General features: G+C 35.7%; 14 protein-coding genes. 8 read left to right on the top strand and 6 right to left on the bottom strand.

Annotated features, from left to right (window positions below; all coding sequences use genetic code 11):
* Window positions 1–218 precede the first annotated feature (218 nt).
* Both ACHRV3_RS09330 and ACHRV3_RS09325 read left to right on the top strand, forming a co-directional pair.
* Window positions 219–1,643 (top strand): sensor histidine kinase, encoded by a 1,425-nt coding sequence (locus tag ACHRV3_RS09330; protein WP_395434044.1) that lies wholly within the window; start codon window positions 219–221, stop codon window positions 1,641–1,643.
* Window positions 1,633–2,028, top strand: a complete 396-nt coding sequence (locus tag ACHRV3_RS09325) for a response regulator (RefSeq protein WP_395434043.1) — start codon at window positions 1,633–1,635, stop codon at window positions 2,026–2,028. The genes ACHRV3_RS09330 and ACHRV3_RS09325 overlap by 11 nt, the downstream gene beginning before the upstream one ends.
* A 12-nt stretch (window positions 2,029–2,040) precedes the next feature.
* On the opposite strand, the gene ACHRV3_RS09320 is transcribed toward ACHRV3_RS09325, so the two are convergent.
* Window positions 2,041–3,189: an NlpC/P60 family protein gene (locus ACHRV3_RS09320; RefSeq protein WP_395434042.1), complete on the bottom strand. Its 1,149-nt coding sequence runs from the start codon at window positions 3,187–3,189 to the stop codon at window positions 2,041–2,043.
* Between the two features lie 396 nt (window positions 3,190–3,585).
* Between ACHRV3_RS09320 and ACHRV3_RS09315 the strand changes: the two genes are divergently transcribed.
* From ACHRV3_RS09315 to ACHRV3_RS09300, 4 genes are read left to right on the top strand one after another with little or no spacing between them, the layout of a single operon-like run.
* Entirely contained in the window at window positions 3,586–4,179 is a 594-nt protein-coding gene (locus ACHRV3_RS09315; RefSeq protein ID WP_395428003.1) for a Crp/Fnr family transcriptional regulator, read from the top strand.
* A 56-nt stretch (window positions 4,180–4,235) separates the two neighbouring features.
* Window positions 4,236–4,853, top strand: a complete 618-nt coding sequence (locus ACHRV3_RS09310; protein ID WP_395434041.1) for a hypothetical protein — start codon at window positions 4,236–4,238, stop codon at window positions 4,851–4,853.
* Window position 4,854: 1 nt separating this feature from the next.
* A complete protein-coding gene (locus ACHRV3_RS09305) occupies window positions 4,855–5,355 on the top strand; it encodes a hypothetical protein (RefSeq protein WP_395434040.1) in 501 nt (166 codons plus the stop codon).
* On the top strand, window positions 5,352–5,750 hold the full coding sequence (locus ACHRV3_RS09300; protein WP_395434039.1) for a hypothetical protein: 399 nt from the start codon (window positions 5,352–5,354) through the stop codon (window positions 5,748–5,750). Before ACHRV3_RS09305 ends, ACHRV3_RS09300 begins: the two co-directional genes overlap by 4 nt.
* A gap of 478 nt (window positions 5,751–6,228) precedes the next feature.
* Here ACHRV3_RS09300 and ACHRV3_RS09295 read toward each other — a convergent pair whose 3' ends face one another.
* The 4 genes from ACHRV3_RS09295 to ACHRV3_RS09280 form a co-directional block, all read right to left on the bottom strand.
* Window positions 6,229–8,493: an aconitate hydratase gene (locus ACHRV3_RS09295; RefSeq protein WP_395434038.1), complete on the bottom strand. Its 2,265-nt coding sequence runs from the start codon at window positions 8,491–8,493 to the stop codon at window positions 6,229–6,231.
* A gap of 123 nt (window positions 8,494–8,616) precedes the next feature.
* Window positions 8,617–11,388 carry a bifunctional aconitate hydratase 2/2-methylisocitrate dehydratase gene (locus ACHRV3_RS09290; RefSeq protein WP_047777898.1) on the bottom strand — a complete coding sequence of 924 codons (2,772 nt, stop codon included), beginning with the start codon at window positions 11,386–11,388 and terminating at the stop codon, window positions 8,617–8,619.
* A 936-nt stretch (window positions 11,389–12,324) separates the two neighbouring features.
* A complete protein-coding gene (locus tag ACHRV3_RS09285) occupies window positions 12,325–13,278 on the bottom strand; it encodes an AAA family ATPase (protein ID WP_395434037.1) in 954 nt (317 codons plus the stop codon).
* 77 nt (window positions 13,279–13,355) lie between these two features.
* On the bottom strand, window positions 13,356–14,786 hold the full coding sequence (locus tag ACHRV3_RS09280; protein WP_395434036.1) for a peptidylprolyl isomerase: 1,431 nt from the start codon (window positions 14,784–14,786) through the stop codon (window positions 13,356–13,358).
* Between the two features lie 541 nt (window positions 14,787–15,327).
* Here ACHRV3_RS09280 and ACHRV3_RS09275 point away from each other — a divergent pair.
* Window positions 15,328–16,770, top strand: a complete 1,443-nt coding sequence (locus tag ACHRV3_RS09275; RefSeq protein ID WP_395434035.1) for an alpha-amylase — start codon at window positions 15,328–15,330, stop codon at window positions 16,768–16,770.
* Between the two features lie 346 nt (window positions 16,771–17,116).
* The gene (locus ACHRV3_RS09270) at window positions 17,117–18,706 is read left to right on the top strand and encodes a peptide chain release factor 3 (protein WP_047777904.1); all 1,590 of its coding nucleotides are present in this window, start codon (window positions 17,117–17,119) and stop codon (window positions 18,704–18,706) included.
* Window positions 18,707–18,983: 277 nt separating this feature from the next.
* On the opposite strand, the gene ACHRV3_RS09265 is transcribed toward ACHRV3_RS09270, so the two are convergent.
* Entirely contained in the window at window positions 18,984–19,724 is a 741-nt protein-coding gene (locus ACHRV3_RS09265; protein ID WP_395434034.1) for a hypothetical protein, read from the bottom strand.
* Window positions 19,725–20,269 lie beyond the last annotated feature (545 nt).

Raw genomic sequence — 20,269 nt, 5'->3', positions numbered from 1 at the left:
AACAAAAAAGAAATATTTTGTCATTTGTAAAACTTTTCTTTTTTTTTATTAATTTTGAGAGGAGTCACATAAAAGCCCTTAACCTTAAGAATTAATTAACAATTGTTTATTTTTTACCAAATAAACAATCAAGTTCCAAAAGTGTCAATAAAAAACAATGCTGTCAGATACTCATTAAAATAAGGAATCCGAATCAGTAACCTACAAATTAAAAAACTATGTTGAAGGGCCAGGTTTTAAAGAATTTACGTTTTCCAAATGTATTTATACTGCTATTGATTGTATTCATTTCATGCGCTTTATTGATCTGTATTAATTTTTTCACTATAAAAATACTATCCGCCAACAGAGCCTATGTAAATGGGGAATCACATTATTCAAAAGGTCAAAAAGATGCCTCCCGACACCTTATTACTTATCTCTATACCCGCGAAGCTGAACAATGGAAATTATACAATGAAGAATTAAAAGTCCCGCAAGGAGATGGTATTGCCCGTAAAACACTTTTGAAGGCAGGCGATAATATTGCTGCCCGCAAAGGTTTCTTAACAGGTCGAAATCACAAAGAAGACATTGATGATCTTGTTTGGTTGTTCATCCATTTTAAAGAAATTCCTTTTTTGGCAAAAGCCATTCACGAATGGGAACAAGGGGATCAATTAATTGACGAATTATACGTCATTGGAACAGAGATCAATGCAAAAGTCAAACGCAACATCCTTACCCTCCAGGATCAGCAAAAGTACCTGCTTCAAATTAGCCAAATTAGCGACAAGCTCACGATCAACGAACGCAACTTCTCAAACACACTCGGAGAAGGAACCAGGAAAATAAAAACCCTCTTAACGATCACAAATATTTTTTTCATTCTCGTGATCATCTGCAGTGTAAGTTGCTACTACTCGATAATGGTAAGAAGACTGCTTACTTCTAAAAAAGAAATCGAAGTTAAAAACGAAAATCTACTGCTGGTAAATCACGAACTGGATCGTTTCGTTTATAGTGCATCGCACGATTTGAGATCACCCATCACGTCTTTGCAAGGACTTATTGAGATTACACAATTAGAAGACAACATCCATCAGATTAGAGATTATCTGACTTTAATGCACCAAAGTCTTACCAGACAAGATCAGTTTATTAGCGACATTATAGACTATTCCAAAAACAAACGTAAACTTATTATTATCGAACCGGTAAGTCTTCAGGAAATATTTAATGAAGCCATTGCGCAATTGATGCATATCGAAAATGCCAACCGCATCGAAATCAAAAAAGAACTTTTAATTGACGAGATTCAGAGTGATGGCTTGCGTTTAAAAATTATCATTTCAAATTTACTTTCAAACGCCATAAAATATGCAGACAGTAGTAAACAAGAAATGTTTATCTCTATTAAAACTTATATTTCGGATGGTTATAATAAAATTGAAATAGCAGATAACGGAATTGGAATTAAAGATGAATTCAAAGACCACATCTTTGAAATGTACTTTGGAACTAACAAAAACAAAGGCTCCGGATTAGGTCTTTATATCGTAAAAGAAGCCGTCGAAAATATTAAAGGTACCATTTTCGTCTCCTCAGAAAATAGTATTGGAAGTAAATTTATTGTAACAATACCAAACTCAAATGGAACATAAACCTGTATTTTTATTAATCGAAGACAATCTGATCGATCAATTGGTCATTAAACAATTGCTAAAAAAGTTTCTTGATGTGACGGAGGTAAACATTACGAATAATGGTCTGGAAGCGCTACAATGGCTTTCTAACCACAAAAACCTGCAACAGTCTCTGATTATTTTATTAGACATTCAAATGCCTGTAATGAATGGCTTTGAATTTCTGAATGCCTACGATAAATTAAGTAGTGAATTTAAAAAAGAAGTTCAAATTTATGTGCTCTCCTCCACTTTAGATCCGGATGAAATCGAACAAATAAATAAAAATAATTATGTAACGGCGTTTTTAAACAAACCACTACCTATTGAAGAATTTAAAAAATCACTTTTTTTAAAGGTATAGCGTTTGTTGAAATTATTTCAGAACACGATTTACTTGTGAAAAATTCCTTCCGTAATACGCCTCTTTAGTAGAAGAAATCATAACTCCGCCATGAGTTGCGGAATGTACAAATTTAATTTCACCATCAGCTACTTCTACCACCATACCAACGTGATTAATACGACGTCTGCCATTGGTTTTAAAGAAAATCAAATCTCCCTTTTGTGCCTCATCAGCGCTAACTCTCATTCCGATGCGAGACTGCTCAATAGAACTTCGGGGTAACTTAATGTCAAAACCACTAAAAGTTGAAATCATTAAACCGGAACAATCGTAACCTGCTCTGGTAGTTCCACCTGAACGATACCGAATTCCGATATTCTGAGTAGCACTTTCAATTAGTTGATTAACTAAATCGGAATAATTACTAACCTTAATAACTGTTGACGAATCGACAACAACAACTGGATTCTCTGCAATCCCACTAGGAGTTGATGTAGGATCTTTTATTTCAGGAGTAGGTTTTAAAGCTTGTAATGCCTCTGCTTTTTCTTTGGAAGTCTTTATTTTAAGCACATAACCGACCTTCAATCTTTTCTTTATCGCCGGATTCTGTTTCTCTAATTCTGCAACAGTAATCCCGAATTCTTTTGCAATTGCGTATTTGGTTTCTTTAGACAAAACTTCTCTGGCAACCTCAACCTCTTCCGGTTTTGCAGCGTCAATAGTTTCAACCGGTTTTTCTGCTTCTGCTACTACTTTAGACGGAATCGCAATCTGTTGTCCTATTTTTAAACCTTCTGTTTCCAAAAGCGGGTTGGCTCCCTTTAACTCTTCTACCGAAACATTGTACTTCTTAGCAATACCCCAAAGTGTTTCTTTAGCAAGAATAACATGCAATCCGGGAGTATCAGCAACTACTGGTGTTTCCTTTTTACTGGCAACCGCTTTTTTACTGGCAACTACTTTCTGCTTTTTGTTTGGAATCAACAAAACCGATTTTAATTTTAGTATCTTAGGACTATTCGGATTTGCTTCAATAATTTCTCTGGTTTTTACTCCGTATTTTTGTGCTATTACAGATAAATTCTCACCTTCTGAAATAATATGTTTCGTATATTTCTCCTGTGAAAACGCACTCAAACTAAAAAAAAATAATACAACAGTTAACCTAAAAATCATTATTTGGGGGGATTTTTTTATTCTCAATTTTGTGTTCCATTAGTAAAAAACACAATTCTATTACTTATAAAGCGAATTTAACTTTTTTAAACAAAAAAGCCTAGTTTTTAACACTTGTTTTTACCGAAATTAACAATTTTACATCAAAACGGGCCTTATTTATATCAAATCCATAAAAAAAAAGCTACTTTTTTTTTTAGCCGCATCTTCAATTAAGCTTTTAATTCTATTCCATTTTTGTAGTATATTTGAGTAACCGTATTTTCAATGATCAGCAATGACAACTGTCTCAATGCCTGCAAGACCCTGCTGTAATGAAATACAAAAAAACAAATCCAAATCATTTTGCATCAGATATATTTATGAAATGGTGCGCGTTTTTACAATTTCTAACTTATGGAAAACCCACAGGGACTGGAGCAGGCAATAAAATTGGTTAGCGATACTTATTCTCCTTTAACAGAAAACACTAAGGCAGATTTCAAACAAGCAGCTGAACTTTTTACACTTGAAAAATCCACCATATTGATAAGAGAAGGGGAACATGTAAGCAAAACCTATTTTATTGTGAAAGGTGCTGCAAGGGCATTTTACCTCAAAGACGGCAAAGACATTACCGATTGGTTTGCTTTCGAAAATGAATTTATTACTTCTATTGATGGCTTTTTTCAGGGCACACCAAGTTCTTATTTTATAGAACTTCTTGAACCCACTACTTTTTTGGAAATATCCATGCAAAATATTAATAAACTATGCAATAAACACCACGATTTTGACCGATTGGGGAGAATGATCACTACCCGAATAATGCTGCAATTACGGAGTCGTATTGTTTCCATTCAATTTGAATCTGCCCAGCAGAAATACGAAAGTTTACTCAAAATCCGTCCCTACATTACACAGAGAGTCCCGCTCACGCATATTGCCTCTTATTTAGGAATCACCCTTGAAACACTAAGCAGAATTCGCAATCCCAAAAAACGAATTTGATTTAAATCAAATGTAATCAGGATTATTAGGCTTTATTTTACAGGAAAAGAAACCGAATGACAATCAAAAAACTACATCGTTTATCCGGAATCACCATCACGCTGTTTGTCGGACTGCATTTATTCAATCACATTTGCAGTAGTAATGGCGCAGCAAAACACATTGAAATAATGAACCTCTTGCGGCATTTTTATCGTAATATTTTCATTGAAACCATTCTATTGACCGCCGTTTTAGTTCAGATTGTTTCGGGTCTTACGCTTTTTAGAAAAAGTCGAAAAACTACGGTAACAAACTTTGATAAATTACAGATTTGGACCGGGCTCTATCTGGCTGTTTTTCTTCTTATCCATGTACCCGTTATTCTCATAGGTCGCTTCTATCTGAATCTTGACACCAACTTTTATTTTGGCGCAGCCGGGTTAAACACCTTTCCCTTAAACTTATTTTTTATTCCTTATTACAGCCTTGCCGTTATTTCGTTCTTTGGACACATAGCCGCCATTCACAGCAAAAAAATGAAACAGACTCTTGTTGGCATAACACCAAATAGTCAGGCTATATTAATTTTAATGATTGGAATCTGCAGTACTACATTAATACTATATGGACTGACCAATCATTTTAGCGGAGTTGAAATCCCAAAACAGTATCACATCTTAATCGGAAAATAAAATGAAAGTACTCAACATTCATAAACGAGAAATCAATCAACCTATCGAAGAAGTAGCAAAATTGTTAAGCACCTTATCCACCGAAAACGATATGCTATTTGCTAATGAAAAATGGTTCTCGATGAAATTAGACAAAGGGTTACAAGTTGGTTCCAAAGGCGGACACGGACCAATACGGTATTTTGTAACAGAATATCTCCCTGATCAATCCGTAACATTTCAGTTTGATATGACTGGTTTTGACGGTTTTCACCGATTTGATTTAAAACCCATAACCATCGATAAAACAGAACTTTCTCATACTATTGACATGAGAACCACCGGAAAAACCTCTTTACGATGGGCAATAGTCATTCGTTGGTTACACGATGCCGTAGTAGAAGATTCGTTTGATAAAGTAGAAAATCATTTTACAAGAAACAAAGTAAATACCCCCTGGAGTTTATGGGTACGAATACTAAGAAAAACAATGTCCCGTAAACAAAAACAAAGAACAACATGAATATACCTATTTTATTAGCCAACATTCTTACTTTATTAGCATTCCTCATTCACACCTTTATAGGCGACAAAGAATTGAGAACAATAGAACCCAAAGACGGAGTTAATGAAAAAGATCTGAAACAGGAAAAATGGACCATGGCAAGGTGCGGCTGGCATTGGATTTCGTTTGATTTATTATTTGCCACCATCGGACTTGGACTAATCAATTTTACCGATTTTTTGATTAGTGAAAGAATGTTACTTCAATTAACAGCCGTTTATTTTCTGGGATATGGAATAGTGTGGCTAATAGGAATCGCAATCTCGAAAAAATTCCCAAACAACTATTTAAAATTAGGTCAATGGATTTTACTATGGATGATCAGCGGATTAATTTACTGGGGATTAAACTAAACAATTTTATCACAACTTCACAATTCTGTTTTGTAATCATTCAAAAAATTCAAAAGTATTATCAAAAAAAGTCTCACGCAGATTTTAGCAGATTGAAATATAAAAAATCCGCAGAATCTGCGTGAAAAATTTTCTTAACTTAATGACATTGAGCTAAAGCAGGAGGCTATTCAAATCATTTGATTATAGCTATAAAATATTTGTAATCATCCAAAAGATTCAAAAGGATTATCAAAAAAAGTCTCACGCAGATTTTAGCAGATTGAAATATAAAAAATCCGCAGAATCCGCAGAATCTGCGTGAAAAATTTTCTTAACATAATAACATTGAGCTAAAGCAGGAGGCTATTCAAATCATTTGATTATAGCTATAAAATAACTGAGGCAACTTAACTATTTTAAACAACCGAAAAAGCTCCTAAATAAAAAAACGCACTGTTCTCACAGCGCGTTTTTAGTATAATTAAAATCTTAATGATTAAGCTTTTCCGGCAGCAATTAAATTTAATGCTGAACCTGCAACGAACCAACCTATTTGCCCTTCGTTGTACGTATGGTTTGCCAAGATAGTATCTTTAGTACCATCTGCATGAACAAATTCTAAGGTTAACGGTTTTCCGGGAGCGAAAGCAACTAAATCAGTAAAGTTAATCGTGTCATTCTCCTGAATTTTATCGTAATCTGCTTCATTAGCAAAAGTCAATCCTAAAAGGCCTTGTTTTTTAAGGTTTGTTTCATGGATACGGGCAAATGATTTTACCAATACCGCCTTAACACCTAAGAAACGTGGCTCCATTGCAGCATGCTCACGTGAAGAACCTTCTCCATAATTATGATCTCCCACAACGATAGACGGAACTCCGGATGCTTTATAAGCACGAGCTACAGCTGGAACGGCATCGTATTCGCCTGTCAATTGATTTTTAACTGAATTTGTTTTTTGATTGAATGCATTTACGGCACCAATCAACATATTGTTCGAAATATTATCTAAGTGTCCACGGAAACGCAACCACGGTCCTGCCATAGAAATATGATCTGTAGTACATTTTCCGAAGGCTTTGATTAACAATTTAGCACCTGTGATGTTTTTACCATCCCACGCATCAAACGGAGCCAACAATTGCAAACGCTCAGAGGTTGGACTTACAACAACCTGAACTCCTGAACCGTCAGCAGCGGGAGCCTGGAATCCCGGATCTTCGGCATAGAAACCTTTTGCAGGAAGTTCATCTCCTGTTGGCGCTTCAAGCATTACTTCTTCACCATCTTCGTTGATTAAGGTATCAGTTAACGGATTAAAACCTAAATCACCTGCAATAGCCATGGCAGTTACTAATTCCGGAGAACCAACAAAAGCCAGTGTATTTGGATTACCATCGGCACGTTTTGAGAAGTTACGATTGAAAGAGTGCACGATTGTATTTCTTTCTTCTTTCTCTGCTCCTTCTCTGTCCCACATACCGATACAAGGTCCGCAGGCGTTGGCAAAAACAGTAGCTCCAATTTTATGAAAAGTTTCAATAAACCCGTCTCTTTCAATAGTAGAACGCACTACCTCAGAACCTGGAGTGATTGTAAACTCGGCTTTGGTTTTTAAATTTTTAGCCGAAACTTGTTTCGCTAAAGAAGCCGCACGAGCAATATCCTCATAAGAAGAGTTGGTACAAGAACCTATTAAACCGACTTGAATTTGCAATGGCCAGTTGTTTTTGATAGCTTCTTCTTTCATTTTAGAAATCGGAGTAGCCAAATCCGGTGTGAATGGACCGTTTAAGTGTGGCTCTAATTCCGATAAGTTAATTTCGATCACCTGATCAAAATACTGTTCGGGATTAGCATATACTTCCGGATCTCCCGTTAAGTAAGAAGCTACTTTATCTGCGGCATCGGCAACATCTGCTCTGTCGGTAGAACGTAAATAACGCCCCATTGAAGCATCGTAACCAAAAGTTGAGGTTGTCGCTCCAATCTCAGCTCCCATGTTACAAATCGTTCCTTTTCCGGTACAGGACATTGAAGTTGCTCCTTCACCAAAATATTCAACGATAGCTCCGGTTCCTCCTTTTACAGTAAGTATACCGGCTACTTTAAGAATAACATCTTTAGGAGCAGTCCAACCGGATAATTTACCGGTTAATTTCACTCCGATTAATTTAGGAAATTTTAATTCCCAGGCCATACCGGACATCACGTCAACAGCATCGGCTCCACCAACACCAATCGCTACCATTCCTAAACCACCTGCATTTACAGTGTGCGAATCGGTACCGATCATCATTCCTCCCGGAAATGCATAATTTTCAAGCACTACCTGGTGAATAATTCCGGCTCCTGGTTTCCAGAAACCAATTCCGTATTTATTTGAAACTGACGATAAGAAATCGAAAACTTCATTACTTTGTGTTTTTGCTCTCGCCAAATCAGTTGCCGCATCTACTTTTGCCTGAATCAAGTGATCGCAGTGAACCGTTGTCGGAACTGCCACTTTAGATTTACCGGCATGCATAAATTGTAATAATGCCATTTGTGCCGTGGCATCCTGACATGCTACACGATCGGGCGCAAAATCAACATAATCGATCCCTCTTCCAAACGCCTTAGACGGAGTTCCGTCCCAAAGGTGATTGTACAAAATTTTCTCTGTTAAAGTAAGTGGACGACCAACAATCTTGCGTGCTGCATCAACACGACCCGGCATGTTGTCATACACTTTTCTAATCATTTCAATATCAAATGCCATAATTATAAAATTGTTTTGTTATTTTTTTTTGAACATCCAAGATACGAAAAATAGAGTCGCTATAAAAGAAAAAGCCCGAGTTTGTGACTCGGGCTTCTGAATTATGATTGTTTAATCGTATGCTTATTTCACCAATAACTTGTGAGAAGGTGCAAACTTAGTAAGGTTGATTCCTTCTACAGCTACTTTATATTCTTCGATAGTAGGCGTTCTACCCAAAATTGTAGACAATACTACAACCGGAGTAGAAGAAAGTAAAGACTCTCCTTTTTTACCTTCAGAATCTTCCACAACTCTTCCTTGGAAAAGACGCGTAGAAGTTGCCATTACTGTATCTCCTTTTGCTGCTTTCTCTTGATTCCCCATACAAAGGTTACATCCAGGACGCTCTAAATACAACATGTTCTCGTATTCTGTACGTGCTGCACCTTTAGGAGCGCTATCGTTAAATTCGAAACCGGAATATTTTTGTAAAACTTCCCAGTCTCCTTCTGCTTTCAATTCATCAACGATGTTATAAGTAGGTGGTGCTACTACAAGCGGCGCCAAGAACTCTACTTTACCGTGTTGCTCTTCAATATTTTTTAACATTTGAGCAAGGATTTTCATATCACCCTTGTGAACCATACAAGAACCGATAAATCCAAGATCTACTTTTTTCACTCCTCCATAAAAAGACAATGGTCTGATGGTATCGTGCGTATATCGTTTAGAAACATCAATATTATTAACGTCCGGATCAGCAATCATTGGCTCAGCAATCACATCAAGATCAACAACAACCTCAGCGTAATACTTTGCATTTGCATCTGGAATTAAAGCTGGTTTCTCTCCAGAAATAATTTCTGTGATTCTCTTATTTGCTTTATCAATTAATCCTTGAAGAACCTGATTTTCATTGTCCATACCTTTGTCGATCATGATCTGGATTCTGCCTTTAGCAATTTCCAATGATTCAATCAAAGTATAATCTTCAGAAATACAGATAGAAGCTTTTGCTTTCATCTCTGCAGTCCAGTCTGTAAATGTAAAGGCCTGATCTGCATTAAGAGTTCCGATATGAACCTCAATGATTCTACCTTGGAATACATTTTCTCCTCCAAATTTCTGAAGCATTTGAGCCTGTGTAGCATGAACCACATCACGGAAGTCCATGTATCCTTTCATGTCTCCTTTGAACGTTACCTTCACTGATTCAGGGATTGGCATTGAAGCTTCACCTGTAGCAAGTGCAAGAGCCACTGTTCCGGAGTCAGCACCAAAAGCAACACCTTTTGACATTCTTGTGTGTGAATCACCACCAATGATGATCGCCCACTCGTCTATCGTGATATCATTAAGTACTTTGTGAATTACATCGGTCATAGCATGATAAACGCCTTTCGGGTCACGAGCTGTGATCAAACCGAAATCGTTCATAAATTTCATCAATTTTGGAATGTTTGCTTGTGCTTTTTTATCCCAAACCGAAGCCGTATGACAACCTGATTGGTACGCACCGTCAACGATTGGTGAAATTACGGTAGCAGCCATAGATTCTAATTCCTGAGCCGTCATAAGACCAGTCGTATCTTGTGAACCTACGATATTTACTTCTACACGTACATCTGAACCTGCATGTAATGCTTTATTTGAAATGGTACCAACAGCATTTCTGTTGAAGATTTTCTCAACTGCTGTAAGACCTTGCCCTTCAATAGAAATTTCTTTTGATGGAGCATATACAAGTGGAAAGTCAACTCCTAAAGTCTTAGCTGCAAATGTTTGAAGTTTTTTACCAAATACAATCGCGTAGGAACCACCAGCTTTAATGAATTCCATTTTCTGAGGCGTAAATGCCTTAGAAATGTCAATCAGCTCTTGGTCGCCTTTATATAATTTTTTCTCTTTAATATTGATTGTAAGAACCGTTCCTGTTGCTACAGAATACGTTTCTTCTAAAATTGGTTCATCATTCTCATTACGAACGATATTACCATCAGCATCAAGCTTTTTAACCCAGTTTTTAAGGTCAAGACCAATACCACCCGTAACGTCAACCGTAGTTAGGAAAATCGGAGAAATACCGTTTGTTCCCCCAACAATTGGAGCAATATTTACGAAAGGAATATAAGGACTTGCTTGTTTACCGGTCCAAAGTGCCACGTTGTTTACACCTGACATTCTTGAAGAACCTACCCCCATTGTCCCTTTTTCAGCAATCAACATCACACTTTTATCCGGATGTTGTGCCTGTAGTGCTTTAATTTCCTGTTGTGCCTGAGGCGTGATCATACATTGTCCGTGAAGTTCACGGTCTGAACGAGAGTGTGCCTGATTACCCGGAGAAAGTAAATCTGTTGAAATATCTCCCTCACCGGCAATAAAAGTAACGATCTCTACTTTTTCTGCCACGTCCGGAAGTTTTGTAAAAAACTCCGCTTGTACGTAGCTTTCCAGAATATCTTTAACTATTTCGTTACCTTGTTTGTAGGCTTCCACTAAACGATCTGTATCTGCTTCGTAAAGAAAAACCTGAGTTTTAAGCACTTTTGCCGCTTCTTTTGCAATAGCAACATCATTACCTAAAGCCAAATCAAGCAATACCTCGATAGAAGGTCCGCCTTTCATGTGCGATAATAATTCAAAAGCAAAAGCAGGTGTGATTTCTTTTACTACAGCTTCTCCCAGGATAATCTCCTTTAAAAACTTAGCTTTCTCACCAGCAGCACTAGTAGTTCCAGGCAACGTATTATAAATAAAAAATTGAAGAGAATCTGCTCTATATGGATTCTCCAAATCTTTAATTTGTGCGATGATTTCGCTTACTAATTCAGCACCATCGATAGGCTTCGGGTGAAGACCCTGACCTTTTCTTTCTTCGATCTCTTTAATGTAATCGTTATACGTATTCATAATATATAGAAGTCTTTTTGTTTTTTTGTACGCAAATTTAAATATTAAAGACGAGAATTAAAAAAAATATAATAGAAGTCGGCTTTTCAAAAATTATTATTGCTAAAAAACGATTTTCACTGCCATTTTTTGCTAAAATTTCAATTTTGTATTAAAAAAATGATTTATTACTATTTTAAAATCCTTTCTTTATTAAAGTCGAAATCGGGTGTTGCAGACTAAGGTCATTTTAAGGCCTTTTTAAGTAAAGAACCTTTCTAAATTAGCATCTATAACGTTATAGTAGGTGTTTTTACCCCCTGTCATAAACTTTGAAGAGCAAAACTTTGCAGTATCCTTTTGCTTCTTTTTCTTAAAATCTAATTTTAGAAAAAGAAGGATCAAGTCCGAAAGTTGTAGGGAAGTAAAAATCTCGCAGAATTGCAGTAAAGTTAAAAAAGATTAAACGCTCTGTTTGTCTTTTCTTCCGACGAAGCAGACGCCAATAAAAACGAATAGACCGAGTAAATCAAACGAGAAATAATATTATATCGCAAAATTGTTTCCTTCCTCTTTACGAATTAAATCTGACAGGTTTTTGAAACCTGTCAGATTTGACTTTTGGGTAATTAATTCTATTTTAAAATTAGATTTAAGGAAAGGTGTCTTTTGTATTGTACGAACTAATTTCATCCGAAATGATATGAGTTCAAAAAATAATAGCTAAAAAATCGACACTAAAAATAGCGAACCTTCGATACGAAGACCAATTAAACGAAATAGCTCTCACATAGACAAGCCACACGATATAGCAGCTTCCACGAAAAGGTTTTTCCTGCGATACCCCACAACTTTTGGACTTGGTTCCCTGTATTGGCGACATGTAGCCACTAAAACAAAAAGCCCAAACCTGAAATACGTATCGGTTTGGGCTTTTATATCTGTTTTGCAAATAAACTACATCAATTTCTGTATGATAATTTCTTCTGTAATTCCTTCAGCATCGGCTTTGTAATTTTTAATAATTCGATGTCTCAGAATTCCGGTTGCAACTGCTTTTACATCTTCAATATCCGGAGAAAATTTACCTTTAAAAGCAGCATGTGCTTTTGCTGCCAAAATCAGGTTTTGAGAGGCTCTTGGTCCTGCTCCCCAATCTAGGTAATTTTTCACAAAATCATTTGACAGAGCATTGTCGGGTCTTGTTTTACTCACCAATGTTACGGCATACTCCACAACATTATCCGCTACAGGTATTCTGCGAATCAAATGCTGGAAATCGATTATTTCCTGTCCCGTAAACAACGGATTAATAGCTGTTTTAACATCAGATGTTGTGCGTTTTACAACCTGTACTTCCTCTTCAAAACTAGGATATTCTAATTTTATGGCAAACATAAAACGATCCAACTGCGCTTCCGGTAACGGGTAGGTACCTTCCTGTTCAATTGGGTTTTGAGTTGCTAAAACAAAATAAGGCAGATCTAACTTATGATTTTCACCCGCTATGGTTACCGAACGCTCCTGCATGGCTTCAAGCAAAGCTGCCTGCGTTTTAGGCGGCGTTCTGTTGATCTCGTCAGCCAGAATAATATTAGAGAAAATAGGCCCTTTTATAAATTTAAACTTTCTGTTTTCGTCTAGAATTTCACTTCCCAAAATGTCCGAAGGCATTAAATCGGGTGTAAACTGAATTCTTTTAAAATCCAATCCCAAAGCCTGTGACAAAGTATTAATCAATAATGTTTTTGCCAATCCCGGCACACCTATTAAAAGTGCATGTCCACCGGAAAAAATACAGATCAAAATCTGATCGATAACTTCATCCTGGCCTACAATAATTTTCGCTATTTCTGTTTTTAGTTCATTTCGTTTTTGAACTAAATTATGAATTGCTGTTACGTCAGACATTTAAATATATTTTAAAATTAAAAAGAGTTAGCTCTATGAATTCATAAAACTAACTCTTTTTCTTTATTTAATAAAAATTATTTTTTCAACCAATTGTTTGTGAAAGTACAATCTCTGTATTCTCCAATAATTTTAATGTACGTGTCTTTAATTTTTGTATCAAACCATTTTGCAATCGCAGTGATTTGTTTTTCTTTTAATGCTAATTCTTTAATCTTAGTGTAATCTTTAGCATAATCAGCGGTATGAGCATCAATTCTGTTCGTTACGGTAATCAACTTGTATGTTTTTTTACCTTTATCATCTGTATTTAAAAGCGGTTGAGAAATTTCATCATCTTTTAAATTCGAAACCTGGCTGTATAACGTCGGATCCATTTTAGTCAATTCAAAACGAGTATCCTGAGAAGTAGGATTCACTAATATTCCTCCGTTTGCTCTCGTTTCTTTTTCGTCAGATTCTGTTCTTGCTGCATCTGCAAACGAAATTTCTTTATTTATGATCTTGCTTCTGATATTCGTAATTTTCTCTTTCGCTTCTTTTAAAGCATCTTCAGATACTGTTGGCGAGATCAAAATATGTCTTAATTCTACTTCCTGACCTTTAATTTTATCGATCATAATAATATGAAATCCAAAAATAGTTTCGAATGGTTCCGAAATCTCTCCTTGTTGCAAACTAAAAGCAACATCTTTAAACTCTTTTACAAAAGGAGTTTTTCTATTCATTTTGTAATACCCCCCGTTAGGAGAAGACGCAGGATCTTGTGAATACAAAACAGCTTTGGTAGCAAAACTGGAACCTTCTAAGACATCTTTTCTAATTGCATTTAATTTGTCTTTCACTTTTTGTTTGTCGGCATCTGAAACTTTAGGTTCGATCACAATTTGTGCTACTTCCATTTCAGCACCAAAAGTTGGCAACTCGTCTTTAGGGATTTTTTTAAAGAAACTACGAACCTCCTCCGGTGTAATTTCTACCGCATCAACAATCTTTTTAGTCATTTCTGATGCTAACTTTTGCTCTTTTAAGATATCAGCAAAATAAGTTTTAAACTCTTCTACCGAGTTTTTCTTGTAGTAAGCTACCACTTTATTAATGTCACCAACTTGTTGCGTCATGTAAGTCAAACGCTCTTCCATCATGCTTCTCACTTCGGCATCGCTTACGATAATACTATCCTGAACAGCCTGATGCGCGTACAATTTATCTTCTAACAATTTACCTAGCATCTGGCATCTGGTAATATCTTTTACAGAACCACCCTGAGCACTGATTTCCAGAAATCCTTTATCAATATCTGAATCTAAAACAATATAATCTCCAACAGTAGCAATAATACCATCAATTTTTCGCTTCTGCGTTGAAGGCACTTCAGCTGGTTTTTCAGCCACAACATCTTTAATTATTTCCTGTGCAGAAATGACAGAGTTGAAAAAAAGTAAAAAACACATTGTTAACCCAAATCTGTAATCAATTGTTTTTAGCTGTAATTTTTTTAATAACATTATTTTAAATTTAATTTGAATGTAAAGATCTTGCTTTAGAATTTCATTTTTAAAACAAGTAGTAATCTCATAGCGCTGACCTGAATTTTCAGGAAACACTATCGAATTAGCACCTGGTTTCTTATAACTTATAACGAACAAAAATAACAATTCAATTACATAATACAACTATCAGCTATACTATTAACAAAAAATTATATGATAACTCTTAAATCCAACAACTAAAGTGCTGTTTTTGAAGATAAAAAACCTTCAAAAAAGAGCATAAAAATTACAAATTACGAAACGGGATTACACTTTCGCTCAATTATCCTTAGCAAACCATAAACTACTACTTCACAGCGAAATAAAAAAAAGTTTTCAACACTACAACGTTTTCGCGCTATAGATATTTTCATATAATTAAAATCGGAACAAAAAACTCCTACTTTAGGTAGGTAATTGATAATTTTTGTACTTAAAAATTACGAATATTTATGTTTTAAGACCCCATAAATTACAATTACAACTTTATTAATCTAACCAAACCAAATCCTTAATTATGAAAAAACCAATCCCAAAAATCTATTCCTTTTTGGCTCTTACAGCGTTTTTGTGCTCTTGCTCGCAAAATGAGACCAATGAAATTGATGCAAAAGCAGAAAGTCAACAATTTAAAATTATCAATGTTACCAATCACGATGGAAAACCTTTTAGTACCGGAGATTCAAAAACAACACGCACCGGAAAATATGTAGACAATCCGGGTGGCGGTGTTATGATGCAGGCCTTCTATTGGGACGTTCCTGCTGGCGGAACCTGGTGGGACACCGTAAATAGCAAAGTAACGGCCTGGTCTAATGCCGGAATTGGCTCGATATGGCTACCTCCCGCATCTAAAGCTCAAAATGGCGCTTTTTCTATGGGCTACGACCCAACGGATTATTTTGATTTTGGAGATTTCAATCAAAATGGAACTACAGAAACCCGATTTGGATCAAAAACAGAATTAGTAAGTCTGATCACAAAAGCACATACTGAAAACATGAAAGTGTATGCCGATATTGTTATTAATCACAATAGTGGAGGTCAGTCTGAAGCCAATCCGTTTACCGGAACAAATACCTGGACCAACTTTAACGGAGTTGCTTCCGGAAAATTCAAGCGTTCCTATAATGATTTTTACAAAAACAACTACGGCAATAATGACGAAGGAGCATTTGGAGGTTTTCCGGATTTATGTCATGCAAGTCCTTATGTACAAGATTGGTTGTGGCTTAGAGCGGACGGAGTTGGTAAATATTACAAGAACACCATGAAATTTGATGGCTGGAGATTTGATTATGTAAAAGGTTTTGGTTCTTGGGTCGTACGCGATTGGAATGCCAATGTTGGTGGATTTTCTGTCGGTGAATTATGGGATTCTAACGTAAATACACTGAATGATTGGGCGAACAATGCCAACAGTTCTGTTTTTGATTTTGCTTGTTATTATAAAATGAATGATGCTTTTGACGGAAATAATCTGGCTCTTTTGAATGATGATATGATGTGGAAAAGAAATCCATACAAAGCAGTCACCTTTGTCAGCAATCACGATACAGATGAAATTTCGAGCAAGCTACTTGCCTACTCTTATATTTTAACTCACGAAGGTTATCCAACAATCTTTTACAGGGATTATGAAGAATGGCTGGATAAAAGTAAATTAAACAATCTTATCTGGATCCATAATAACAAAGCTACCGGAAACACTTCGATTTTATATTCGGATAATGATGAGTATATCGCCAGAAGAAACGGTTACAATGGAAACCCGGGACTGGTCGTTTATATTAACAATTCAACTACCTGGCAGGAAAGATGGATTCAGACGAATTGGGCCAATACTCAAATCAAAGATTTCACAGGAAACTCTTCCTGGTACCCGACAACTCAGGGGGATCAATGGGTAAAAATCCAATGTCCGCCAAAAGGATATACTGTTTGGTCAATTAATCAATAATAAACCAGTTGGATGTAATTCAGCTAAAACTTTTTTAACACATAGAAACATAGATTTTAATTTTTTAAAATTGAAACGTTTCAAGAAACTCCTATTTTTTTTACATAGTCTTATATGATTTATTTTGAATGAAACGTCTTTTTTTGAGCTTTATAAACTAGGGCTCTATGTAGTAAAAATAAATACTCCCAACGGGTTAACAATAACAAACAAGGCTGTTCTAAAAAAACAGCCTTGTTTATTCTGCAAAACTTTTATTTTAAACGACAAAGAGTTCCAATTTAAGAAGTGAATATTTTTATTAAGCCGTAATTAATAGTACTTTTGCAACCTATTTATACGAAATATGAGCTTTTTAAAAGAAATACAACGCAGAAGAACGTTTGGAATTATATCGCATCCCGATGCCGGTAAGACCACTTTAACAGAAAAATTACTATTGTTTGGAGGGGCTATTCAAGAGGCTGGTGCTGTAAAAAACAATAAAATTAAAAAAGGAGCAACGAGTGATTTCATGGAAATCGAACGCCAAAGAGGTATTTCGGTTTCAACCTCTGTCCTTGCTTTTAACTATAAAGACAAAAAAATCAACATTCTTGATACCCCTGGTCACAAGGATTTTGCAGAAGATACTTTTAGAACTTTAACTGCTGTTGACAGTGTTATTGTTGTAATCGACGTTGCAAAAGGGGTCGAGGAACAAACGGAAAAATTAGTTGCCGTTTGTAGAATGCGAAACATTCCGATGATTGTTTTCATCAATAAATTAGATCGTGAGGGTAAAGATGCCTTTGATTTGATGGATGAGGTAGAGCAAAAATTAGGTTTGAAGGTTACTCCTTTAAGTTTTCCAATCGGAATGGGGTATGATTTTCAGGGAATCTATAATTTGTGGGAACAAAACATTAATATCTTTAGTGGAGACAGCCGTAAAAACATTGAGGAAACCATTGCTTTCTCAGACGTTCAAAATCCGGAACTGGAAAAAATTATTGGTCAGAAACCTGCTGACAGACTACGTGAAGAATTAGAATTAATTGACGAAGTATATCCTAAATTTGACCGTCAGGATTATTTAGACGGAAAAATTCAACCGGTGTTTTTTGGTTCTGCCTTAAATAATTTTGGAGTTCGTGAACTTTTAGATTGCTTTGTTGCCATTGCACCATCTCCAAGAGCAAAAGATTCTGAAACGCGTTTGGTTGATCCGAAAGAAGAAAAAATGACAGGATTTGTGTTTAAAATCCACGCTAATATGGATCCGAAACACCGTGATCGTCTGGCATTCATTAAAATCGTTTCTGGAACTTTCGAAAGAAACAAACCGTACTACCACGTTCGTCAGAAGAAAAACTTAAAATTCTCAAGTCCAAATGCGTTTTTTGCTGAGAAAAAAGAAATTGTAGACATTTCCTATCCTGGAGATATCGTAGGTTTACACGATACCGGAAACTTTAAAATTGGTGATACTTTGACAGAAGGCGAAATCATGAGTTTTAAAGGAATTCCAAGTTTCTCTCCAGAACATTTTAGATACATCAATAATGCTGATCCGATGAAAGCCAAACAGCTTGACAAAGGAATTGATCAATTAATGGACGAAGGGGTTGCGCAATTGTTTACTTTAGAAATGAACAATCGTAAAGTAATCGGAACCGTTGGAGCGCTTCAATATGAAGTAATTCAATACCGTTTAGAACACGAATACGGTGCAAAATGTACCTATGAAAACTTCCCGGTACACAAGGCATGTTGGGTAAAACCTGATGATGCTAAAAATAATGAATTCAAAGAATTTAAGCGTATCAAGCAAAAATTCCTGGCACATGATAAGTACGGTCAATTGGTGTTTTTAGCCGATTCTGACTTTACAATTCAAATGACACAAAATAAATACCCAAGTGTGAAATTATTTTTCACCTCTGAATTTGAGTAATCCCTAATCGGGTTACGAAAAAACAAAAAGGCAGTCTAAAATTTTTAGACTGCCTTTTTTTCTTCATAAAAACCCGAATAATAATAAACTCTTTATTGTAATTAAAAAAAAATACTACTTAACGCACAGAAACATAGCTACAAAAGAACCTACTAAGGCGTTTCAAGAAAATCACAATTCCCCCCAAAGTCTTATGAATTATAGTAGTAGCAAACACCTCTTTTAAGCCTTACCGACTATGCCTCCATGTGTTAAAAGTAATTGCCCCCGCTTTTATTTATCTCTTACTTGAATAATTAATCCCTAATCCTCCGGCAATATAAATTCTGGAAAGTTCCTCTGCAGCTATACTAATGTCCTGCAACAAAACCTTATTCTTAACCGAACTAAAAGTAAAAGGTATCGCTTTTGAAAGATAATAATCGTCTCCTTTTAAAACAATCTCAAGTGTTTTGTCCGTTTTTAAAACGCGCATCGGAACAGAAAACTCCCCTGTTTTTGGATTTACTTTCACTACACTTTCAAAACCATTAATGCTAAGCATCAAATTCGGGTAGGTTTTACCATCAAAAGGTCTGTTTGTTTTTGTTTCGATTAGTTTTCCTTTCACCAATATCGAAACTTCTTTTTCAACAACTTGGTTTGAGACTACTGCACCCATTATAAGAACATTAGGTTTTGGACAACTCACTTCGGTTGCAACCGGTGTTTTTTCTTGCGCCACGAGATTCGACGTCAGCAAAACTGATGCTGCTACGGCAGCATATTTTAAAGTATTGATTCTAGAAATCTCATTGTGTTCAAATTCTTCTTCTAACTGAGTCGTTTTTAGTCGCGCACAAATATTTTTATCTTTATTTCCTGCAATGAATTTAGCCACTTCTGAATTTGTTTTGGCACTCAAATCAATTACATTTTTCATACAAGAATCACAAAATGAACCGTTTGAATTAACTGTCATTTTATCAAAATTTTCAGAACAAGGACTTGCTATTTCTAAGGTGAATTTCTTTTTCATACACTACATTTTTAGATTAAAGCGGTTCATGAATAACCACTTATTTATATAGAGTACATTTTTGTCAAAAAGGTTGGGAAGAGCGTAAAATATTTTTTCAATTTTCAACAATCGTATTAGCTTTGCCAAAACCGGAGGTGATTATACGACAAAGTTTAATTATAGCATTACGACTCCTTTTTTAACTCTATAACTAATTTTTTTGCTCTCAGATTTGGCAGATCGCGCAGATTTTTTACAACAAGAAAATAGATCCGCTTAATCTGCGTGCAAAAGAAAATCTTTACGAGTCTTACTGTTAATTTTTTAATCGCAAAGTAAAGGCAAGGCTCGCAAAGTCTAATTTATAGCATTACCACTTCTTTTTTAATTCTATAACTTTTTTTTTCTCGCAGATTTGGCAGATTGCGCAGATTTTTTACAACAAGAAAATAGATCTGCCTAATCTGCGTGCAAAAGAAAATCTTTAAAAGTCTTCCGTTTAATTTTTTAATCGCAAAGTAAAGGGCAAGATTCGTAAAGTCTAATTATAGCATTACAACTCC

The organism is Flavobacterium sp. FlaQc-49 (genome assembly GCF_044005985.1).
GTDB classification, from domain to species: domain Bacteria; phylum Bacteroidota; class Bacteroidia; order Flavobacteriales; family Flavobacteriaceae; genus Flavobacterium; species Flavobacterium cupriresistens.
The sequence above is the reverse complement of the archived record's forward strand: the minus strand, read 5'-3'. Positions and strand labels throughout refer to the sequence as shown.

Bases quoted from the DNA above. Each gene is read 5' to 3' on its own strand.
- ACHRV3_RS09315 (WP_395428003.1), top strand. From the start codon at position 3,586: ATGGAAAACCCACAGGGACTGGAGCAGGCAATAAAATTGGTTAGCGAT.
- ACHRV3_RS09265 (WP_395434034.1), bottom strand. From the start codon at position 19,724: ATGAAAAAGAAATTCACCTTAGAAATAGCAAGTCCTTGTTCTGAAAAT.
- ACHRV3_RS09270 (WP_047777904.1), top strand. From the start codon at position 17,117: ATGAGCTTTTTAAAAGAAATACAACGCAGAAGAACGTTTGGAATTATA.
- ACHRV3_RS09290 (WP_047777898.1), bottom strand. From the start codon at position 11,388: ATGAATACGTATAACGATTACATTAAAGAGATCGAAGAAAGAAAAGGT.
- ACHRV3_RS09275 (WP_395434035.1), top strand. From the start codon at position 15,328: ATGAAAAAACCAATCCCAAAAATCTATTCCTTTTTGGCTCTTACAGCG.
- ACHRV3_RS09325 (WP_395434043.1), top strand. From the start codon at position 1,633: ATGGAACATAAACCTGTATTTTTATTAATCGAAGACAATCTGATCGAT.
- ACHRV3_RS09285 (WP_395434037.1), bottom strand. From the start codon at position 13,278: ATGTCTGACGTAACAGCAATTCATAATTTAGTTCAAAAACGAAATGAA.
- ACHRV3_RS09300 (WP_395434039.1), top strand. From the start codon at position 5,352: ATGAATATACCTATTTTATTAGCCAACATTCTTACTTTATTAGCATTC.
- ACHRV3_RS09280 (WP_395434036.1), bottom strand. From the start codon at position 14,786: ATGTTATTAAAAAAATTACAGCTAAAAACAATTGATTACAGATTTGGG.
- ACHRV3_RS09305 (WP_395434040.1), top strand. From the start codon at position 4,855: ATGAAAGTACTCAACATTCATAAACGAGAAATCAATCAACCTATCGAA.
- ACHRV3_RS09330 (WP_395434044.1), top strand. From the start codon at position 219: ATGTTGAAGGGCCAGGTTTTAAAGAATTTACGTTTTCCAAATGTATTT.
- ACHRV3_RS09310 (WP_395434041.1), top strand. From the start codon at position 4,236: ATGACAATCAAAAAACTACATCGTTTATCCGGAATCACCATCACGCTG.
- ACHRV3_RS09320 (WP_395434042.1), bottom strand. From the start codon at position 3,189: ATGATTTTTAGGTTAACTGTTGTATTATTTTTTTTTAGTTTGAGTGCG.
- ACHRV3_RS09295 (WP_395434038.1), bottom strand. From the start codon at position 8,493: ATGGCATTTGATATTGAAATGATTAGAAAAGTGTATGACAACATGCCG.